This is a genomic window from Williamsia sp. 1135, assembly GCF_002095395.1.
Classification (GTDB): domain Bacteria; phylum Actinomycetota; class Actinomycetes; order Mycobacteriales; family Mycobacteriaceae; genus Williamsia.
Map to the genome: position 1 here is coordinate 37,717 of NZ_MJEI01000107.1, position 15,305 is coordinate 53,021.

The 15,305-nt window shown below is 67.2% G+C and carries 14 protein-coding genes; 11 read left to right on the plus strand and 3 right to left on the minus strand.

Annotated features, from left to right (window positions below):
* Window positions 1–79 precede the first annotated feature (79 nt).
* Both cobA and BFL43_RS26360 read left to right on the plus strand, forming a co-directional pair.
* Complete coding sequence (gene cobA / locus BFL43_RS26355) at window positions 80–1,378, plus strand: uroporphyrinogen-III C-methyltransferase (RefSeq protein WP_084896258.1); 1,299 nt, start codon at window positions 80–82, stop codon at window positions 1,376–1,378.
* A gap of 126 nt (window positions 1,379–1,504) precedes the next feature.
* Complete coding sequence (locus BFL43_RS26360) at window positions 1,505–3,010, plus strand: MFS transporter (RefSeq protein ID WP_240498506.1); 1,506 nt, start codon at window positions 1,505–1,507, stop codon at window positions 3,008–3,010.
* A gap of 73 nt (window positions 3,011–3,083) precedes the next feature.
* Here BFL43_RS26360 and yaaA read toward each other — a convergent pair whose 3' ends face one another.
* Window positions 3,084–3,827: a peroxide stress protein YaaA gene (gene yaaA, locus BFL43_RS26365; RefSeq protein WP_084896262.1), complete on the minus strand. Its 744-nt coding sequence runs from the start codon at window positions 3,825–3,827 to the stop codon at window positions 3,084–3,086.
* Between the two features lie 88 nt (window positions 3,828–3,915).
* On the opposite strand from yaaA, the gene BFL43_RS26370 reads away from it, so the two are divergent.
* Window positions 3,916–5,655: a proline--tRNA ligase gene (locus tag BFL43_RS26370; RefSeq protein ID WP_206186760.1), complete on the plus strand. Its 1,740-nt coding sequence runs from the start codon at window positions 3,916–3,918 to the stop codon at window positions 5,653–5,655.
* 82 nt (window positions 5,656–5,737) lie between these two features.
* Here the strand turns inward: BFL43_RS26370 and BFL43_RS26375 are convergent, their stop codons facing one another.
* Entirely contained in the window at window positions 5,738–6,169 is a 432-nt protein-coding gene (locus BFL43_RS26375) for a ferritin-like domain-containing protein (RefSeq protein WP_084896266.1), read from the minus strand.
* A complete protein-coding gene (locus BFL43_RS26380; RefSeq protein ID WP_240498507.1) occupies window positions 6,166–6,693 on the minus strand; it encodes a hypothetical protein in 528 nt (175 codons plus the stop codon). The genes BFL43_RS26375 and BFL43_RS26380 overlap by 4 nt, the downstream gene beginning before the upstream one ends.
* A 204-nt stretch (window positions 6,694–6,897) precedes the next feature.
* Here BFL43_RS26380 and rimP point away from each other — a divergent pair, with 204 nt between their 5' ends.
* From rimP to BFL43_RS26420, 8 genes are all read left to right on the plus strand, one after another.
* A complete protein-coding gene (rimP, locus tag BFL43_RS26385) occupies window positions 6,898–7,482 on the plus strand; it encodes a ribosome maturation factor RimP (protein ID WP_084896268.1) in 585 nt (194 codons plus the stop codon).
* Window positions 7,479–8,504 carry a transcription termination factor NusA gene (gene nusA / locus BFL43_RS26390; RefSeq protein WP_084838572.1) on the plus strand — a complete coding sequence of 342 codons (1,026 nt, stop codon included), beginning with the start codon at window positions 7,479–7,481 and terminating at the stop codon, window positions 8,502–8,504. The genes rimP and nusA overlap by 4 nt, the downstream gene beginning before the upstream one ends.
* Before the next feature lie 103 nt (window positions 8,505–8,607).
* Window positions 8,608–8,928 (plus strand): YlxR family protein, encoded by a 321-nt coding sequence (locus tag BFL43_RS26395; protein ID WP_240498508.1) that lies wholly within the window; start codon window positions 8,608–8,610, stop codon window positions 8,926–8,928.
* Between the two features lie 80 nt (window positions 8,929–9,008).
* Window positions 9,009–11,990: a translation initiation factor IF-2 gene (infB, locus tag BFL43_RS26400; RefSeq protein WP_084896270.1), complete on the plus strand. Its 2,982-nt coding sequence runs from the start codon at window positions 9,009–9,011 to the stop codon at window positions 11,988–11,990.
* Window positions 11,991–12,009: 19 nt separating this feature from the next.
* Entirely contained in the window at window positions 12,010–12,306 is a 297-nt protein-coding gene (locus tag BFL43_RS26405) for a DUF503 domain-containing protein (RefSeq protein WP_084896271.1), read from the plus strand.
* 136 nt (window positions 12,307–12,442) lie between these two features.
* Window positions 12,443–12,919, plus strand: a complete 477-nt coding sequence (gene rbfA / locus BFL43_RS26410; RefSeq protein WP_084838568.1) for a 30S ribosome-binding factor RbfA — start codon at window positions 12,443–12,445, stop codon at window positions 12,917–12,919.
* The gene (locus BFL43_RS28730; protein WP_143695572.1) at window positions 12,916–13,890 is read left to right on the plus strand and encodes a bifunctional oligoribonuclease/PAP phosphatase NrnA; all 975 of its coding nucleotides are present in this window, start codon (window positions 12,916–12,918) and stop codon (window positions 13,888–13,890) included. The genes rbfA and BFL43_RS28730 overlap by 4 nt, the downstream gene beginning before the upstream one ends.
* A gap of 68 nt (window positions 13,891–13,958) precedes the next feature.
* Window positions 13,959–15,290: an MATE family efflux transporter gene (locus tag BFL43_RS26420; RefSeq protein WP_206186766.1), complete on the plus strand. Its 1,332-nt coding sequence runs from the start codon at window positions 13,959–13,961 to the stop codon at window positions 15,288–15,290.
* Window positions 15,291–15,305 lie beyond the last annotated feature (15 nt).

Here is a 15,305-nt window from a genome sequence, read left to right on the forward strand (position 1 = left end):
CGCCATACCGCCTCGAGGTACCGGCCCGGTCACCAGGCCGAGCCATCGCGACGCCCGGCGCCGTGGGTACGGTCTACCCATGTCGAAGGCGGAGTTCAACCCATCGCAGCACGCGCAGTCGGCGTCCCGTGACTCCCAAGGGGATCACCACTACCTGGTGGGCCTGGAACTCACCGGGCGCAAGGTGGTCATCATCGGCGCGGGATCGGTCGTACAACGCCGCTTGGGCACCTTGGCGGACAGCGGCGCCGACATCCACGTGATCGCCCCGGAGGCGACTCCGACCGTGGAGTCCTTCCCCGGGATAACGCTGCAGACTCGTAGATACCGCGACGGTGATCTCGAGGGCGCCTGGTACGCGTTGGCGTGCACCGACGATGCGGAGGTCAACGCCGCGGTGGTCGCGGAAGCGGAGTCTCGCCGGATCTTCTGCGTGCGTGCAGACGATGCGCGGCACGGGACGGCCGTGACACCTGCGTCACTGACCCACGATCGGCTCCGGATCGGAGTCCTGGCGGCCGGGGATCACCGTCGTTCGGCGGCCGTCCGTACCGCCATCGGGCAGGCGCTCGGCGGGGGAGAGTTGGGGGCCGCGGGCCTGGAGGCGGCGGCGCGTGAGCCACACCCGCCCGGTGTCGCCTTGGTCGGTGGCGGTCCCGGTGACCCCGATCTGATCACCGTGCGGGGCCGCAGGTTGCTGGCCGCCGCCGACGTCGTCGTCGCAGACCGGCTCGCCCCACCTGCGCTGCTGGCCGAGCTCGGACCACACGTCGAGATCATCGACGCCGCGAAGGTGCCCTACGGCCGCGCGATGAAACAGGAGGCCATCAACGACGTCCTCGTCGAGCGGGCGAATGCGGGCAAGTTCGTGGTCCGGTTCAAGGGCGGCGACCCGTATGTCTACGGTCGCGGGTTCGAAGAACTCGAAGCCTGCGTGGCGGCGGGGGTCCCGGTGACGGTGGTGCCGGGAATCACGAGCGCGATCGCGGGTCCGTCGTCGGCCGGCATCCCGGTCACCCATCGCGGCATCACCCACGAGGTCGTCGTGGTGTCCGGACACATCCCGCCGGGGCATCCCGATTCCCTGGTGAACTGGCAGGCGCTGGCCCAGATGCGCGGCACCATCGTGCTCATGATGGCCGTCGAACGCCTCGACGTGTTCACCTCGGCGCTGATCGACGGTGGCCGGGCAGGCGACCTGCCGGTGGCGATTATCGAAAACGCGACGCTGGGCAGCCAACGACTCGTCCGGTCCACCCTGTCGCAGGCCGCGGTCGACGCCCGCATCCAGAACGTACGGCCGCCGGCGATCGTGGTCATCGGTCCGGTGGCAGGCTTCGACGCCGAGTCAGGGAGCACCGGGACCGCGCGGCCATGAGGCCCGGGACGCGCGTCATCGACGACGTCACGGGCCGACCGACCGGCGACCAACGCAGGCGTGCGACCGCGACCATGACAAGCGTGATTGTGAAATGGCGGTCCGACGGCGGTAGCGTCCTAGCCCATGACCCCACCGACGCACATGGCTGCTGAGGTCGGCCAGACCCGCGTCTGGGGACCTCAGATCGTCGTCCTGGGCGGGATGCAGCTGCTGGTCGTCCTCGACGGCACCGTTGCCGCACTCGCCCTGCCGCGCATCCAGAACGCCCTCGGGCTCTCTGACAGCGCGGGTGCATGGGTGATCACCGCGTACGTACTCGCCTTCGGCGGACTCATGCTGCTCGGCGGGCGTCTCGGCGACACCTTCGGTCGCAAGCGGATGTTCGTCGCCGGTGTCGCCGCGTTCACCCTGACATCGTTGATCTGCGGCCTGGCCTGGGATCCCATCAGTCTGATCGTGGGCAGAGCCCTGCAGGGTGCTGCGGCAGCGGTCGCCGCACCCACGGCGATGGCGCTGGTCGCCACCACGTTTGCCCCGGGTAAGCCCCGCAATCAGGCCTTCGCCGTCTATGCCGCGATGACGGGTATCGGCTCTGTCGCCGGGCTCATCGCCGGTGGTGTGCTCACCGAACTCTCGTGGCGCCTGGTGTTCCTCATCAACGTGCCGATCGGCGTCATCGTCGTCGTCGGCGCCGTGTTGTTCCTGAAGGAATCGCAGGGTGAACGACTACCCCTGGACGTCCGTGGTGCCGTCCTGGCGACTCTCGGCTGCACCCTCGTCGTGTTGGCGGTCAACGAGGGGCCCGGCGGCTGGCTGCGGCCCGTCGTGGTGGTCCCGCTCGTCGTCGGATTGCTTTCGCTCGCCGCCTTCGTGATGGTCGAGCGGAACGCTGACAACCCGATTTTGCCGTTCTCCCTGTTCAAGAACGGGAGCCGGGTCGCCGCGCTGGTGGCCATCCTGCTCGCCGGCGCGATTATCATGTGTATGGCGGTCTTCATCTCCCTGTATCTGCAGGGCATCTTGAAGTACTCGCCGATCCAGAGCGGTCTGGCCGTTGTCCCGTTTGCTTTCGGCCTGGGTACCGCGGCTGCGATCGCCTCCAAACTCGCATTGCGGTACCAGCCGCGCTGGCTGGTGCTCGCGGGCGGCTTGATCGTCGTTGCCGGCTGTGCCTACGCGGCGAGCATTGCGCGAGACGCTCCTGCCTACTTTCCGCACATCCTGTTCCCCGTGATCGTGATCGGCGCCGGTGTGGGGCTGGCGGTGATTCCTCTGACGCTCTCCGTGGTCGCCGGCGTCGGCCCCACCGAGATCGGCCCGCTGACGGCGCTGGCGCAGGTTGCGCAGAACCTCGGTGGCGCCATCGCCTTGGTGGCGGTCGGCGCGATGGTGACCAGCAGGACCCTGTCCGAGGGTGGGGTCACCGGTCCCGTGGACCAGATGAACGACCTCGAATTGGACGCTTTGGCGAGCGGCTACGGCCTCGCCTTCATCTGCTGTGCGCTGATCGCGGTCGCCGCCGGAATCGTGGTCCTGTTCATGCGGTTCACCCCGGAGGACGTCGCCGAGGGGCAGGCCGCGCAGGAGACGGCACACACGTCCATCGATCCGGACGAGCTGACCGCCTGACCCCGATGATGGGTCGTTTTGGCGGTGCCGACCTGCGGTTTTCTTCGCCAGAACAACCCACTTCCGGCGATGGTCAGTCCGTGAGGATGATCAGTTCCCGATCCGAGGCGACCTCGGCGCGCTGGCCGCCTGCCGTCGCGACGGCGGCGAGCGAGTTCACGTCCCGGATCTGCCGACGTGAGCTGACGAGTGAACGTGCGAGCACGCCCTTGTGATGCTTGTTGAAGTGGCTCACCACGGTTCGTGACCCCGAAGGCCCCTCGGTCAGCACTGTGACGGTGATGGCGCCGGGTACGGGTCCGAGCTGCTGGTAGCCGCCGGAGCGGAGGTCGATGACAACGTCGTCGCCGAGATCCGTCAGAGCTTCGGTGAGCGCCGGTTTCCACATCGACGCGAGCGTGCCCATCCCCGGCAGTTTCGACCCGGAGGACAACCGGTAGGCGGGGATCGGATCGGTGGCGCGTACGACCCCGAACAACGCCGAGCCCACGGCCAATCGCTCGGCCGCCTTGGTCTTCGACGCCCTGCTCAGCGACGGGTGGTCGAGGGCGTCGAACAGCACCCCGGTGTAACGCTCGATCGCGGGGCGGGTCGGAGACGACCACAGCTGCGCATTGCGTTCGATCTCTGCGACTTGGGACACCCCCAGACCGAGCGCCTGCTGACTCGCGGCCGGATCGCCGGCAAGGGTGACGAGAGCGTCGGCCAGCTTTCGCCGGATCGGGGTGAGGGAGGGCAGTGACAACTGGTCGAGGTCGAGGGCGGCGCCACGGCCGCCGGTGGCCTTGGTCTCCGAGGGAGGCAGCACGATCAACACAGTCGCACTTTATCTGGGTGACCACGGTGTCGGCGTCTGCGCCCGCCACTGCGGAGACAGGTGCTCCGGCCCCGTTAAGGTGGCACACGTGATCACACGCATGTCGACCCTGTTCCTGCGCACCCTGCGCGATGACCCCGCGGACGCCGAGGTACCCAGCCACAAGCTGCTGGTCCGGGCGGGATACGTGCGTCGTGTCGCACCAGGTGTCTACAGCTGGCTGCCGCTGGGCCTGAAAGTGCTGCGCCGTGTGGAAGATGTGGTGCGCGAGGAGATGAACAACATCGGTGGCCAGGAGATCTCGCTGCCCGCACTCCTGCCCCGCGAACCGTACGAGGTCACCGGCCGGTGGACGGAGTACGGCGATGCCCTGTTCCGGCTCAAGGACCGCAAGGGCGCGGACATGTTGCTCGGGCCCACCCACGAAGAGCTGTTCGCGCAGTTGGTCAAGGGTGAGTACTCCTCATACAAGGATCTCCCGGTGACCCTGTATCAGATCCAGACCAAGTACCGGGACGAGGAGCGGCCCCGGGCAGGCATCTTGCGCGGCCGCGAGTTCATCATGAAGGACTCCTACTCCTTCGATCTCGACATCGATGGCTCCAAGGCGTCATACGACGCCCACCGCGAGGCGTACCAGGAGATCTTCCGCCGGTTGCAGGTCAAGTATGTGATCGTCGCCGCAACGTCTGGTGCCATGGGTGGCAGTGCGTCCGAAGAGTTCCTGGCCGAGAGCGAGGTCGGGGAGGACACCTACGTGCGTAGCCCGGAGTCGGGCTATGCCGCCAACGTGGAGGCCGTCATCACACCCGCACCGCCTGCCCTGCCCATCGAGGGTCTCCCCGCGGCGGCCGTGTACGACACGGGCGACACCCCGACCATCGACACCCTCGTCGCGTGGGCCCAGGAGACCTTCCCGGACCGTGGATTCACCGCCGCGGACACCCTCAAGAACGTGGTCGTCAAGCTGCGCAGTCCCGACGGAAAGGAAGAGCTGCTGGCGATCGGTGTCCCCGGTGACCGTGAGGTCGACTTCAAGCGCCTCGAGGCGGCCGTCGAACCCGCCGCCGTCGAGCTCATCACCGACGCCGACTTCGCGAAGCACAGCTTTCTGATCCGGGGTTACATAGGTCCGAAGGGACTGCAGCACAACGGTGTTCGGTACCTGGTCGACCCGCGGATCGTCGACGGCACCGCGTGGATCACCGGAGCCAACGCGCCCGGCGAACACGTCGTGGACCTGGTGGCGGGACGCGACTTCGTGCCGGACGGCACCATCGAGGCGGCCGAGGTCCGCGACGGTGATCCCTCGCCCGACGGTATCGGGACCCTGGTGACCGCCCGCGGTATCGAGATCGGCCACATCTTCCAACTGGGCACCAAATACACCGACGCATTCGACGTCGGTGTGCTGGGCGAGAACGGCAAACCGGTCCGGCTCATCCAGGGTTCCTACGGTGTCGGGGTGTCACGGATGGTGGCGGTCATCGCCGAGCAGCATCACGACGAGAAGGGTTTGCGCTGGCCGAAAGAGGTGGCGCCGTTCGACGTCCACCTGGTGATCGCAAACAAGGACGAGGGTGCCTGGAGCGGTGCCCGATCACTGGCCGCCGACCTGGACGCCGCCGGGTTCTCGGTGCTCATCGATGACCGTAAGGCCTCGCCCGGAGTCAAGTTCAAGGACGCTGAACTGCTCGGTATGCCGGTGGTGGTCGTGGTCGGCCGCGGATGGGCGAACGGGACCGTCGAGATTCGCGATCGCTTCACCGGCGAGGCAACCGAAGTCGCCTCCGATGCCGCGGTGGACACCATCGTCGCGAACCGCTGAAACCCTTCCAAAACCATTGGTTTCAGGCAAGCCCAGGTGTTATACAACACCTGGGATTGCCTGCTTCTCGTGGGTTTGTGAGTCAGGCGGAACCAGGCAGGGCGACGGTGACGGGCGAGATGCGCAGTACCAGGCGCCAATTGGCTGCGCGGCCCGCAGAGTCGGTCAAGCCGTCGAGGCCCAGCCTGCGGGCACCGACGTCCTCGGCTTGTTCGATGAGTGCTCGGTAGGCGACTGCGCAGTCTTCTTCGGCGGTCAGTGCCACGGTCAAGGCCGACGCCGGATCCGTGATCGGGGCGCTGAGGTCGTACCCCGCTGCCGCTGCGGGCACCTCCGCCTGCGCCGCGGTCAGCGCTGCGACCAATTCCTCACGCCGGGAACGGTGTTCGGCTGTGTACTCGGCAATGGTCTGAGATCGCGACGAGGCGGCATATGCGGCCACCACCCCGTAGGCGAAGATGGCGGCGTTCTCGGCGGCCAAGGCGACGGTCAACGCGTCGGTGGTCTGGCTCATGCGAGCTGCACCGCCACCGCGGTGGTGACGCCCGCACTGATCGATCCCAGCAAGCCTGCCACGTAGCCGTCGAGCTCGACGGCGAGGTCACCGGCAGATCTTGCCGAGGCCGACAGCTGAGTGCGCAACTGGTCGAGGCTCGGCGGTGTGGGCGCCACGGAGCTGGGCGCCACCGAACTCGAAGCGGTCCGAGCTCGGCCGGCGTCGAGGCGGGTGATCTCCTCGGTGAGTACCCGGGCATGCTCGGTGCGTTCTGTGGCGACCACGCCGAGGGCGGCGGCGCGATCGGGATTGGTGGCGATGGCGGCGTTGGCCGCCGCGGCGTCGGCCTGCGCGGCGGCGACCTGGGGGAGCAATCGGTCGGCGAGCTGTTGCTCGGCGCTCACGCCGGAACCGGAGCCGCAGGCCCCGACCGCCGTCACCGCGAGCGCTCCCACCGACAACGCGGCGGCCGAACGCACGAACGAGCGGCGCGAGGGTCGAAACCCACTTTCTGCTGCCTCCACGAGGCCACTGACCGTCACAGGGACACATAGTGCCAGCAGTCCGGGTCGAGCGTGGGACCCACTGCCCGCGGGCACGGTCGGCGAGACCCGTCGGCCGCGATGGGCGAAAGCACCCCCGCCGGGGCGTTAAGCTGAGTGCACCTGCGACCGCGGGCGCCGGGAGTCGAACACCGGGCGCACCGGTCCCGCTACACCGACAACTGCACACGGAGGGAACGCCGAATGCCTGGGGCAATCGACCGCGACCGCATCAGCGAGCTACTCGAACCGGTCGTGACCGGCAAGGGATTCGATGTCGAGGAGCTGACCGTCGTCTCTTCCGGTCAGGAAAACGTGATCACCCTCATGGTCGATCGCGACGGTGGTGCCGGTCTCGACGAACTCGCCGCTCTGAGCCGGTCGCTCTCCGAGGTGCTCGACGGCGACTCCGGCGACGACGACACCTCCGGACACGACGTTGTCGCCGCACTGCCCACGTACACCCTCGAGGTCACCTCGCCCGGGGTCGATCGACCGCTGACCGCCCCGCGGCACTGGCGCAGGGCGGCGGGACGCAAGGTGGTCATCGACCTGGCCACCGAACCCGCGCAGCGGTTGTCGGGACGTGTCGGGCCGCTGGACGACACCGAGACCACACTCACGCTGGTCACCAAGTCCGGGAAGGGCCTCTCGACGCAGACGGTGCCACTCGAGACGGTGCGCGTCGCCCACGTCCAGGTCGACTTCAGTGAGCCCGGTGCGGCCGAATTACAGATGTGCGGCCTCGATGCCGAACAGATCGAGGCAAGACGGAAAGGGAACAAATGAATATCGACATTGCTGCTCTTCGGATGATCGAGGCGGAGAAGGGCATCTCGATCGACACGGTGATCGAGACCATCCAATCGGCGCTCTTGACGGCGTACCGGCACACGGACGGATTCGCCCAGCACGCCTACATCGACGTCGACCGCAAGTCCGGTTCGGTGCGGGTGATGGCCCAAGAACGCGATGAGGACGGCAACACGATCTCTGAATGGGATGACACCCCAGAAGGATTCGGCCGGATCGCCGCCACCACAGCACGGCAGGTCATCTTGCAGCGCTTGCGGGATGCGGAGCACGACAAGAACTTCGGCGAGTTCTCGACCCACGAGGGTGAGATCGTCGGCGGTGTCGTCCAGCAGGACGCCAGGGCGAACGCACGCGGCCTGGTTGTCGTTCGTATCGGGAGCGAGGCGACCGGCCAGGAGGGTGTGCTGCCTCCCGCCGAACAGGTACCCGGCGAGAAGTACGTCCACGGCGAACGCATCAAGTGCTACGTGGTGGGGGTGACCCGGGGTCAGCGTGGCCTGCAGATCACGCTCTCGCGTACCCATCCCAACCTCGTGCGCAAACTGTTCTCCCTGGAGGTTCCCGAGATCGAGGACGGCTCCGTCGAGATCGTCGCGGTGGCCCGCGAGGCCGGACACCGTTCGAAGATCGCGGTCCACACCGGCGTCTCCGGTCTCAACGCCAAGGGCGCCTGCATCGGTCCGATGGGGCAGCGGGTCCGCAACGTGATGCGTGAGCTCGGCGACGAGAAGATCGACATCATCGACTACGACACCGACCCGGCCGTCTTCGTCGGCAACGCGTTGTCGCCGTCCAAGGTCGTCTCGGTGACGGTGGTCGATCTGGCCGCCAAGGCCGCCCGAGTCGTGGTGCCCGACTACCAGTTGTCCCTGGCCATCGGTAAGGAAGGGCAGAACGCGCGCCTCGCAGCGAGGCTGACCGGATGGCGTATCGACATCCGCAGCGACGCCCAGAGCGACGCCGACAGTGCCACGTCGGACGCGGGTGCGAGCTGAGATACATGGTCATCGGTGGGTCTCATTGGCATCAGACGTGCTGCGGACGGTAGACTCGTCGATGGTCCACAGTGATCCTTCGCTCCACCGCGAGAAACCTCCGATGCGTACCTGCATCGGATGTCGTCAGTGTCGCCCGGCCGCCGAACTCGTTCGGCTGGTGGCAGACACGGGCGAGAGCCAACCGGTGGTGGTGATCGACCACCGAAAGACCATGTCAGGGCGTGGCGCCTGGCTACATCCAGATCCTGAATGTTTGGGATATGCGGTGCAGCGGAAGGCCTTCGCCAGGGCATTTCGGATCGGCGGGTTGACCGTCGACGCCGATCTACTGAAGCGAGAGATCGAATCAGTAGCCACACAGAGAGGCCGGCACAAGCCGGCCACTGAGGAACAGGTAGCAGAAGACATGAGCACACCGTGAAGTTCTTGCGATGAGCGAGTTTCGGACGTAAACCGAGGTCGTAGCGGGCAATGCCGCTCGACCTCCAAGTGAGGAGAGCAGTGGCAGGCAAGGCCCGCGTGCACGAATTGGCCAAAGAACTAGGTGTGACGAGTAAAGAAGTTCTCGCGCGCCTCAGTGAGCAGGGTGAGTTCGTCAAATCCGCGTCGTCGACCGTAGAGGCCCCCGTGGCCCGTCGACTTCGTCAGTCCTTCCCCGGGAAGGACGCTCCCGCCGCAGACGGCGGGTCCCCGGGCGGCAACGCCCCGGCAGGAAAACCATCAGGCGCCAAACCGGGCGGCTCCCGCCCGACGGCAAAGCCCGCGCCGGCATCGAACGGTGCCCAGACCCCTGGCGCCCAGCTCCCTGGCGCCCAGACGCCCGGTGCCCAGACCCCCGGTGGGCGCACCCCAGGTGCACCGACTCCGAATGCGCCGACTCCAGGTGCGAAGCCCGGCGCGCCGAAGCCCGCTCCGGCGGCACCGGCGGCGCCCGCAGCACAATCGTCGCCTGCTCCGGCGGCTCCCAGCCCCGCGGCACGTCCGTCGGCGCCGGCAGCGCCTGCTCCGCAGGCACCTGCGCCCGCTGCTCCGCAGGCCCCCGCGGCCTCCGCGACACCGGCCCCGGCCAGTCGTCCGGCTCCGGGTGCGGGCCCTGGCCCCAAGCCAGGTCCTCGCAAGCCGAAGGTCGGAAACAACCCTTATTCGACGGCCGCTCCGGTGGAGCGTCCCGCGTCTCGTCCGGCACCCGGAACCGGTGGGCCCCGTCCAGGTGGCGGAGCACGTCCGGCACCCGGTGGTGCAACAGGTGGCGGTCGGCCGGCTCCGGGCCAGGGCGGTCCTCGCCCCAGCCCCGGCAGCATGCCTCCCCGCCCGAATCCCGGTGCGATGCCTGCTCGCTCGGCTCGTCCCAGCGGACCCGGTGGACCGGGCGGCGCACGTGGCGGACCCGGCGGAGCGCGTGGTGGACCCGGCGGAGCGCGTGGTGGACCCGGCGGTGGCGGTGGCGGTGGATACCGCGGCGGTCCCGGTGGTGGCGGTGGCGCAGGTGCGCCGACCGGTGCACCCGGTGGTCCTCCCGGTGGATTCCGTGGCCGTCCCGGCGGCGGTAACCGTGGTCGCGGCGGTGCCGCGGGTGCGTTCGGTCGCCCGGGCGGAGCAATTCGTCGCGGTCGCAAGTCGAAGCGTGCAAAGCGCGCCGAGTACGAGAGCATGCAGGCCCCTGCAGTCGGTGGCGTAAGGCTGCCCCGCGGCAACGGCGAGACCATTCGCCTTGCCCGTGGAGCTTCGCTGTCGGATTTCGCCGACAAGATCGACGCCAACCCGGCCTCGCTGGTCCAGGCGTTGTTCAACCTCGGCGAGATGGTCACCGCGACGGAGTCGGTCAACGACGAGACGTTGGAGCTGCTCGGCGGCGAGATGAACTATGTCGTCCAGGTCGTCAGCCCGGAAGACGAAGATCGCGAACTGCTCGACTCGTTCGACCTCACCTATGGCGAAGACGCCGGTGGCGAGGAAGATCTCGAACAGCGTCCGCCGGTGGTGACCGTCATGGGTCACGTCGACCACGGTAAGACCCGACTGCTCGACACCATCCGTAACGAGAAGGTTCGTGAGGGTGAGGCCGGAGGCATCACCCAGCACATCGGTGCCTACCAGGTCCTGACCGAATTGGACGGCAACGAGCGACTCGTCACCTTCATCGACACCCCTGGTCATGAGGCGTTCACCGCGATGCGTGCCCGTGGTGCCAAGGCGACGGACATCGCGATCCTCGTGGTCGCGGCCGATGACGGTGTGATGCCGCAGACGGTCGAGGCGATCAACCACGCACAAGCGGCCGACGTGCCGATCGTCGTGGCGGTCAACAAGATCGACAAGGAAGGCGCAGATCCGCAGAAGATCCGCGCTCAGCTGACCGAGTACGGTCTGGTCGCCGAGGACTTCGGCGGCGAGACCATGTTCGTCGACATCTCCGCCAAGCAGGGCACCAATATCGACGCCTTGCTCGAAGCGGTGCTGTTGACTGCGGATGCCTCGCTCGACCTACGCGCCAACCCGGACATGGACGCCCAGGGTGTCGCCATCGAGGCGCACCTCGACCGTGGTCGTGGACCCGTGGCAACCGTGCTCGTGCAGCGCGGAACCCTCAAGGTCGGCGACTCGATCGTGGCGGGCGACGCGTACGGACGTGTGCGCCGCATGGTCGACGAGCACGGCGCGGACGTCACGGCGGCGCTGCCGTCGCGTCCGGTCCAGGTCATCGGTTTCACTTCGGTGCCCGGTGCCGGCGACAACCTGCTGGTCGTCGACGAAGACCGTATCGCCCGGCAGATCGCCGACCGGCGTAATGCGCGTAAGCGCAACGCACTGGCCGCACGCAGTCGCAAGCGGATCAGTTTGGAAGATCTGGATTCGGCACTGAAGGAGACTTCGCAGCTGAACCTGATCCTTAAGGGTGACAACTCGGGAACCGTGGAGGCCTTGGAAGAGGCACTGCTCGGCATCGAGATCGACGACGAGGTGCAGTTGCGGGTCATCGATCGTGGTGTCGGTGGCGTCACCGAGACCAACGTCAACCTGGCATCCGCATCGAACGCGATCATCATCGGGTTCAACGTGCGGGCCGAGGGTAAGGCAACTGAACTCGCGAACCGCGAGGGTGTCGACATTCGGTACTACTCGGTCATCTACCAGGCCATCGACGAGATCCAGAGCGCGCTCAAGGGCATGCTCAAGCCGATCTACGAAGAGGTCGAGCTGGGCCGGGCGGACATCCGCGCGATCTTCCGCTCGTCCAAGGTCGGTAACATCGCCGGTTGCCTCGTCACCTCGGGCATCATGCGTCGTAACGCGAAGGCACGGTTGCTCCGGGACAACGTCGTGGTCGCCGAGAACCTCACCATCACCTCGCTCAAGCGGGAGAAGGACGACGCCACCGAGGTTCGCGACGGTTACGAATGTGGTCTGACCATCACGTACAACGACATCAAGGTCGATGACGTCATCGAGACGTACGAGTTGCGCGAGAAGGCACGGGACTGACCCGGGCCGGTAGGGCGTGATGTTCGTCGGTTCGTTGGAAATCGACCTGCTACTCGGCGACATCCGCTCTCTCAAGCAGAAGCGCTCAGTGGTGCGACCCATCGTCGCAGCACTGGCGCGTCTGCGGGTGTCCGTTGCGGAGGTCGACGACCACGATCTGCACCGACGCGCCCGGATCGGTATCGCGGCGGTCGCGGGTGACACCAGGCGTCTCGGTGAGATCCTCGATGCCGGTGAGGCGTTGGTCGCTGGCCGCCCCGAGATCGAAGTGCTGTCCGTCCGTCGTCTCGTGCGCGGTGGTGGCGACGATGATTAGAACTGTCGGCAGCGACGAAGATTAGAGTTGCAGTAGCGACGAAGATCGGTGATCGAGCCGGCACGTCGAACGTCTGGAACAAGGGTGGGACGTCTCGACGCGGTCGGACGTCTCGAACAAGGAGAGTGAGCTGGAGATGGCAGATCCCGCCCGGGCACAGCGGATGGCGAAGCGGATCTCTTCGATCGTCGCCTCGGCCATCGCCAAGGAGATCAAAGACCCGCGACTGGCCTATGTCACGGTCACCGACGCCAAGGTGACGGGCGACCTGCACGACGCGACGGTGTTCTACACGGTCATGGGTCCGTCGCTGAACGTCGAACCGGACTACGCCTCGGCTGCGGCGGGTCTCGCGAAGGCCACTGGGATCCTGCGTTCCAAGGTGGGCGCCGGCACCGGGGTTCGGTTCACCCCGACATTGTCATTCGTGCTCGACAAGGTGCCGGACACCGCTCGCGACATGGAAGAGCTTCTCGAACGTGCGCGATTGCAGGACGAAGAAGTCGCCCGGCTCGCACGAGACGCCGCGCCGGCCGGTGACCCGGACCCGTATCGCGAACCGCGGGCGGCCGATGAGGCCGAGGACCCCGCAGAGGACACTGGCGAGCGGTGAACACCACAGAGATCACCGCGTCCCTTGCGTTGCGTTCTGTCGTGGACGTGCTGGCTTCGGCCGATCACGTCACGGTGCTCTGTCATACCCGCCCTGACGCCGACACGATCGGCAGTGGCCTCGCCATCGCGGGGGCGCTGCGAAGCCGAGGCACGGTGGTCGAGGTCAGTTTCCCCGGTCCCACCCGGTTGCCGGCCGCGCTGGCCGAACTCCCGGGCGCCGACCTGCTCATCGAGCCCGAGGACGTCGTCGGATATCCCGTCGTCGTCGCCGTCGACTGTGCAAGTATCCACAGGCTCGAGGCCTTGGCCAGCGTGCTCGAATCGGCAACAGAATCCATTGTCGTCGACCACCATGCCTCGAATGCCGGTTTCGGCACCGTCAATCTCGTCGATCCCGGCGCCGATTGCACCGCCGAACTGGCATTGGCCATCATCGACGCGCTGGACGTGCCACTCGACGTGGGTGTTGCGACGTGCCTGTACGCCGGAGTCGTCACCGACACCGGTTCGTTCAAATGGGCGCAACCGAAATCGCATCGGATCGCGGCCCGGCTCCTCGAACTCGGCGTCGACGGCCGGACGTGGACACGCCACCTGCTCGACACCCATCGCTTCGCCTGGCTGTCCATGGTGTCCGCTGCACTCGACTCCGCAGTTCTGGTCGAGGAGGCGTTCGGTGGCCGGGGCCTGGTGTACGCGGTCGTTGATCACGGGTCCACTCAGGCGCTGGGCTGGGAAGAGAGCGAAAGCGTGGTCGACATCGTCCGTACCACCGCAGAGGCCGAGGTCGCGGTGGTGTTCAAGGAGGCCGGTCCCGGCGATTGGACCGTCTCGATGAGAGCCAAATCCGAGGTCGATCTCGTCCCGATCGCGCGCGCCCACGGCGGCGGCGGCCATCGGCTGGCCTGTGGGTACAGCGCCTCCGGCTCTGCCGACGAGGTGGTCGGCCAGCTGCTGCGCTCGGTGTGAGCGCTTCGCCGAACCCGGCCTCGACAGCCGCCGAGGACCGCGACGATTACAACCCGACCAGCCGCAGGATCTTGCGGTTTTCGCTGTCAGCTCTCGTGGTGCTGGTGGCCGAACCCCTTTATCTGATGCTCGATCTGGCCGTGGTCGGTCGGCTCGGTGGCCTCGATCTCGCTGCACTGGGAGTCGGTGTGCTGGTGCTGTCGGTGGTGAGCACGCAGCTGACCTTCCTGTCATACGGGACCACCGCGCGGTCGGCCCAGAAGTTCGGCAGGGGCGACAGGGCGGGGGCCGTCGCCGAGGGCGTTCAGGCGAGCTGGATCGCGCTCGGTGTGGGCGCTGTGATCGTGGTGGTCGTGGGTGTGTGCGCCCCGTGGATCCTCGCCGCGCTCACCGGCGGCGGAGAGGTGGCAGCAGAGACCACCACGTGGTTGCGCATCGCCGTGTGGGGTGTGCCGCTGATCTTGCTCTCGATGGCGGGCAACGGGTGGATGCGTGGGGTCCAGGACACCCGGCGGCCGATTATCTACGTCGTGGTCGGCCTGGGTGTCTCGGCGGTGTTGTGTCCAGTTCTCGTGCACGGCCTGCTCGGCGCACCCATGCTGGGACTCGAAGGCAGCGCGATTTCGAACGTGGTGGGCCAGAGCATCGCGGGAATACTGTTCGCCGTGAGGGTGTGGCGCGACAGCGCGCAGTACCCGGCTGCCGGCGGTTCGCGCCCGCAGTGGCCGATCATCCGGGGCCAGCTGGTGCTGGGCCGTGACCTCATCGTCCGCAGCCTGTCCTTTCAGATCTGTTTTCTCTCCGCAGCTGCGGTCGCGAGCCGATTCGGTGTCGCTGCCGTGGCCTCGCACCAGCTGGTACTCCAGCTCTGGAACTTCGTGGCGCTGCTGCTGGATTCGTTCGCGATCGCGGCCCAGGCTCTGGTCGGCGCCGCGCTGGGTGCCGGGGCCGTTCCGGCGGCGTGGCGGGTGACCAAGCGTGTCACGGTGTGGTCGCTGAGTGTCTCGATCGGGCTGGCTGCAATCTTCGCAGCGGGCTATGTCGTGATCCCGAAGGTCTTCACCGGCGACGCCGAGGTCCTCCGGGCGGTCGCTACTCCGTGGTGGTTTTTCGTCGCGATGCTGCCGATCGCCGGAATCGTCTTCGCGTTGGACGGGGTGTTGCTCGGCAGCGCCGACGCGGCGTTCCTGCGCACTGCGACCCTGGTCAGCGCCCTCGTCGGGTTTCTGCCCATGATCTGGTGCTCTCTGCTCTTCGACTGGGGTCTGGCAGGGATCTGGAGCGGGTTGATCCTGTTCATGGTGTTGCGACTGATCACGGTCTCCTGGCGGATCCGCAGCGAGAAATGGACGACGGTCGCCAATCCGGTGCGGAATGAGGCTGCGGCGCAGGGTCTTTGACACCGAGGCGAAGCC

Coding starts and splice junctions, on each gene's coding strand:
- rbfA (WP_084838568.1), top strand. CDS start 12,443: ATGGCAGATCCCGCCCGGGCACAGCGGATGGCGAAGCGGATCTCTTCG.
- BFL43_RS26405 (WP_084896271.1), top strand. CDS start 12,010: ATGTTCGTCGGTTCGTTGGAAATCGACCTGCTACTCGGCGACATCCGC.
- rimP (WP_084896268.1), top strand. CDS start 6,898: ATGCCTGGGGCAATCGACCGCGACCGCATCAGCGAGCTACTCGAACCG.
- BFL43_RS26360 (WP_240498506.1), top strand. CDS start 1,505: ATGACCCCACCGACGCACATGGCTGCTGAGGTCGGCCAGACCCGCGTC.
- cobA (WP_084896258.1), top strand. CDS start 80: ATGTCGAAGGCGGAGTTCAACCCATCGCAGCACGCGCAGTCGGCGTCC.
- BFL43_RS26375 (WP_084896266.1), bottom strand. CDS start 6,169: ATGAGCCAGACCACCGACGCGTTGACCGTCGCCTTGGCCGCCGAGAAC.
- nusA (WP_084838572.1), top strand. CDS start 7,479: ATGAATATCGACATTGCTGCTCTTCGGATGATCGAGGCGGAGAAGGGC.
- BFL43_RS26395 (WP_240498508.1), top strand. CDS start 8,608: ATGCGTACCTGCATCGGATGTCGTCAGTGTCGCCCGGCCGCCGAACTC.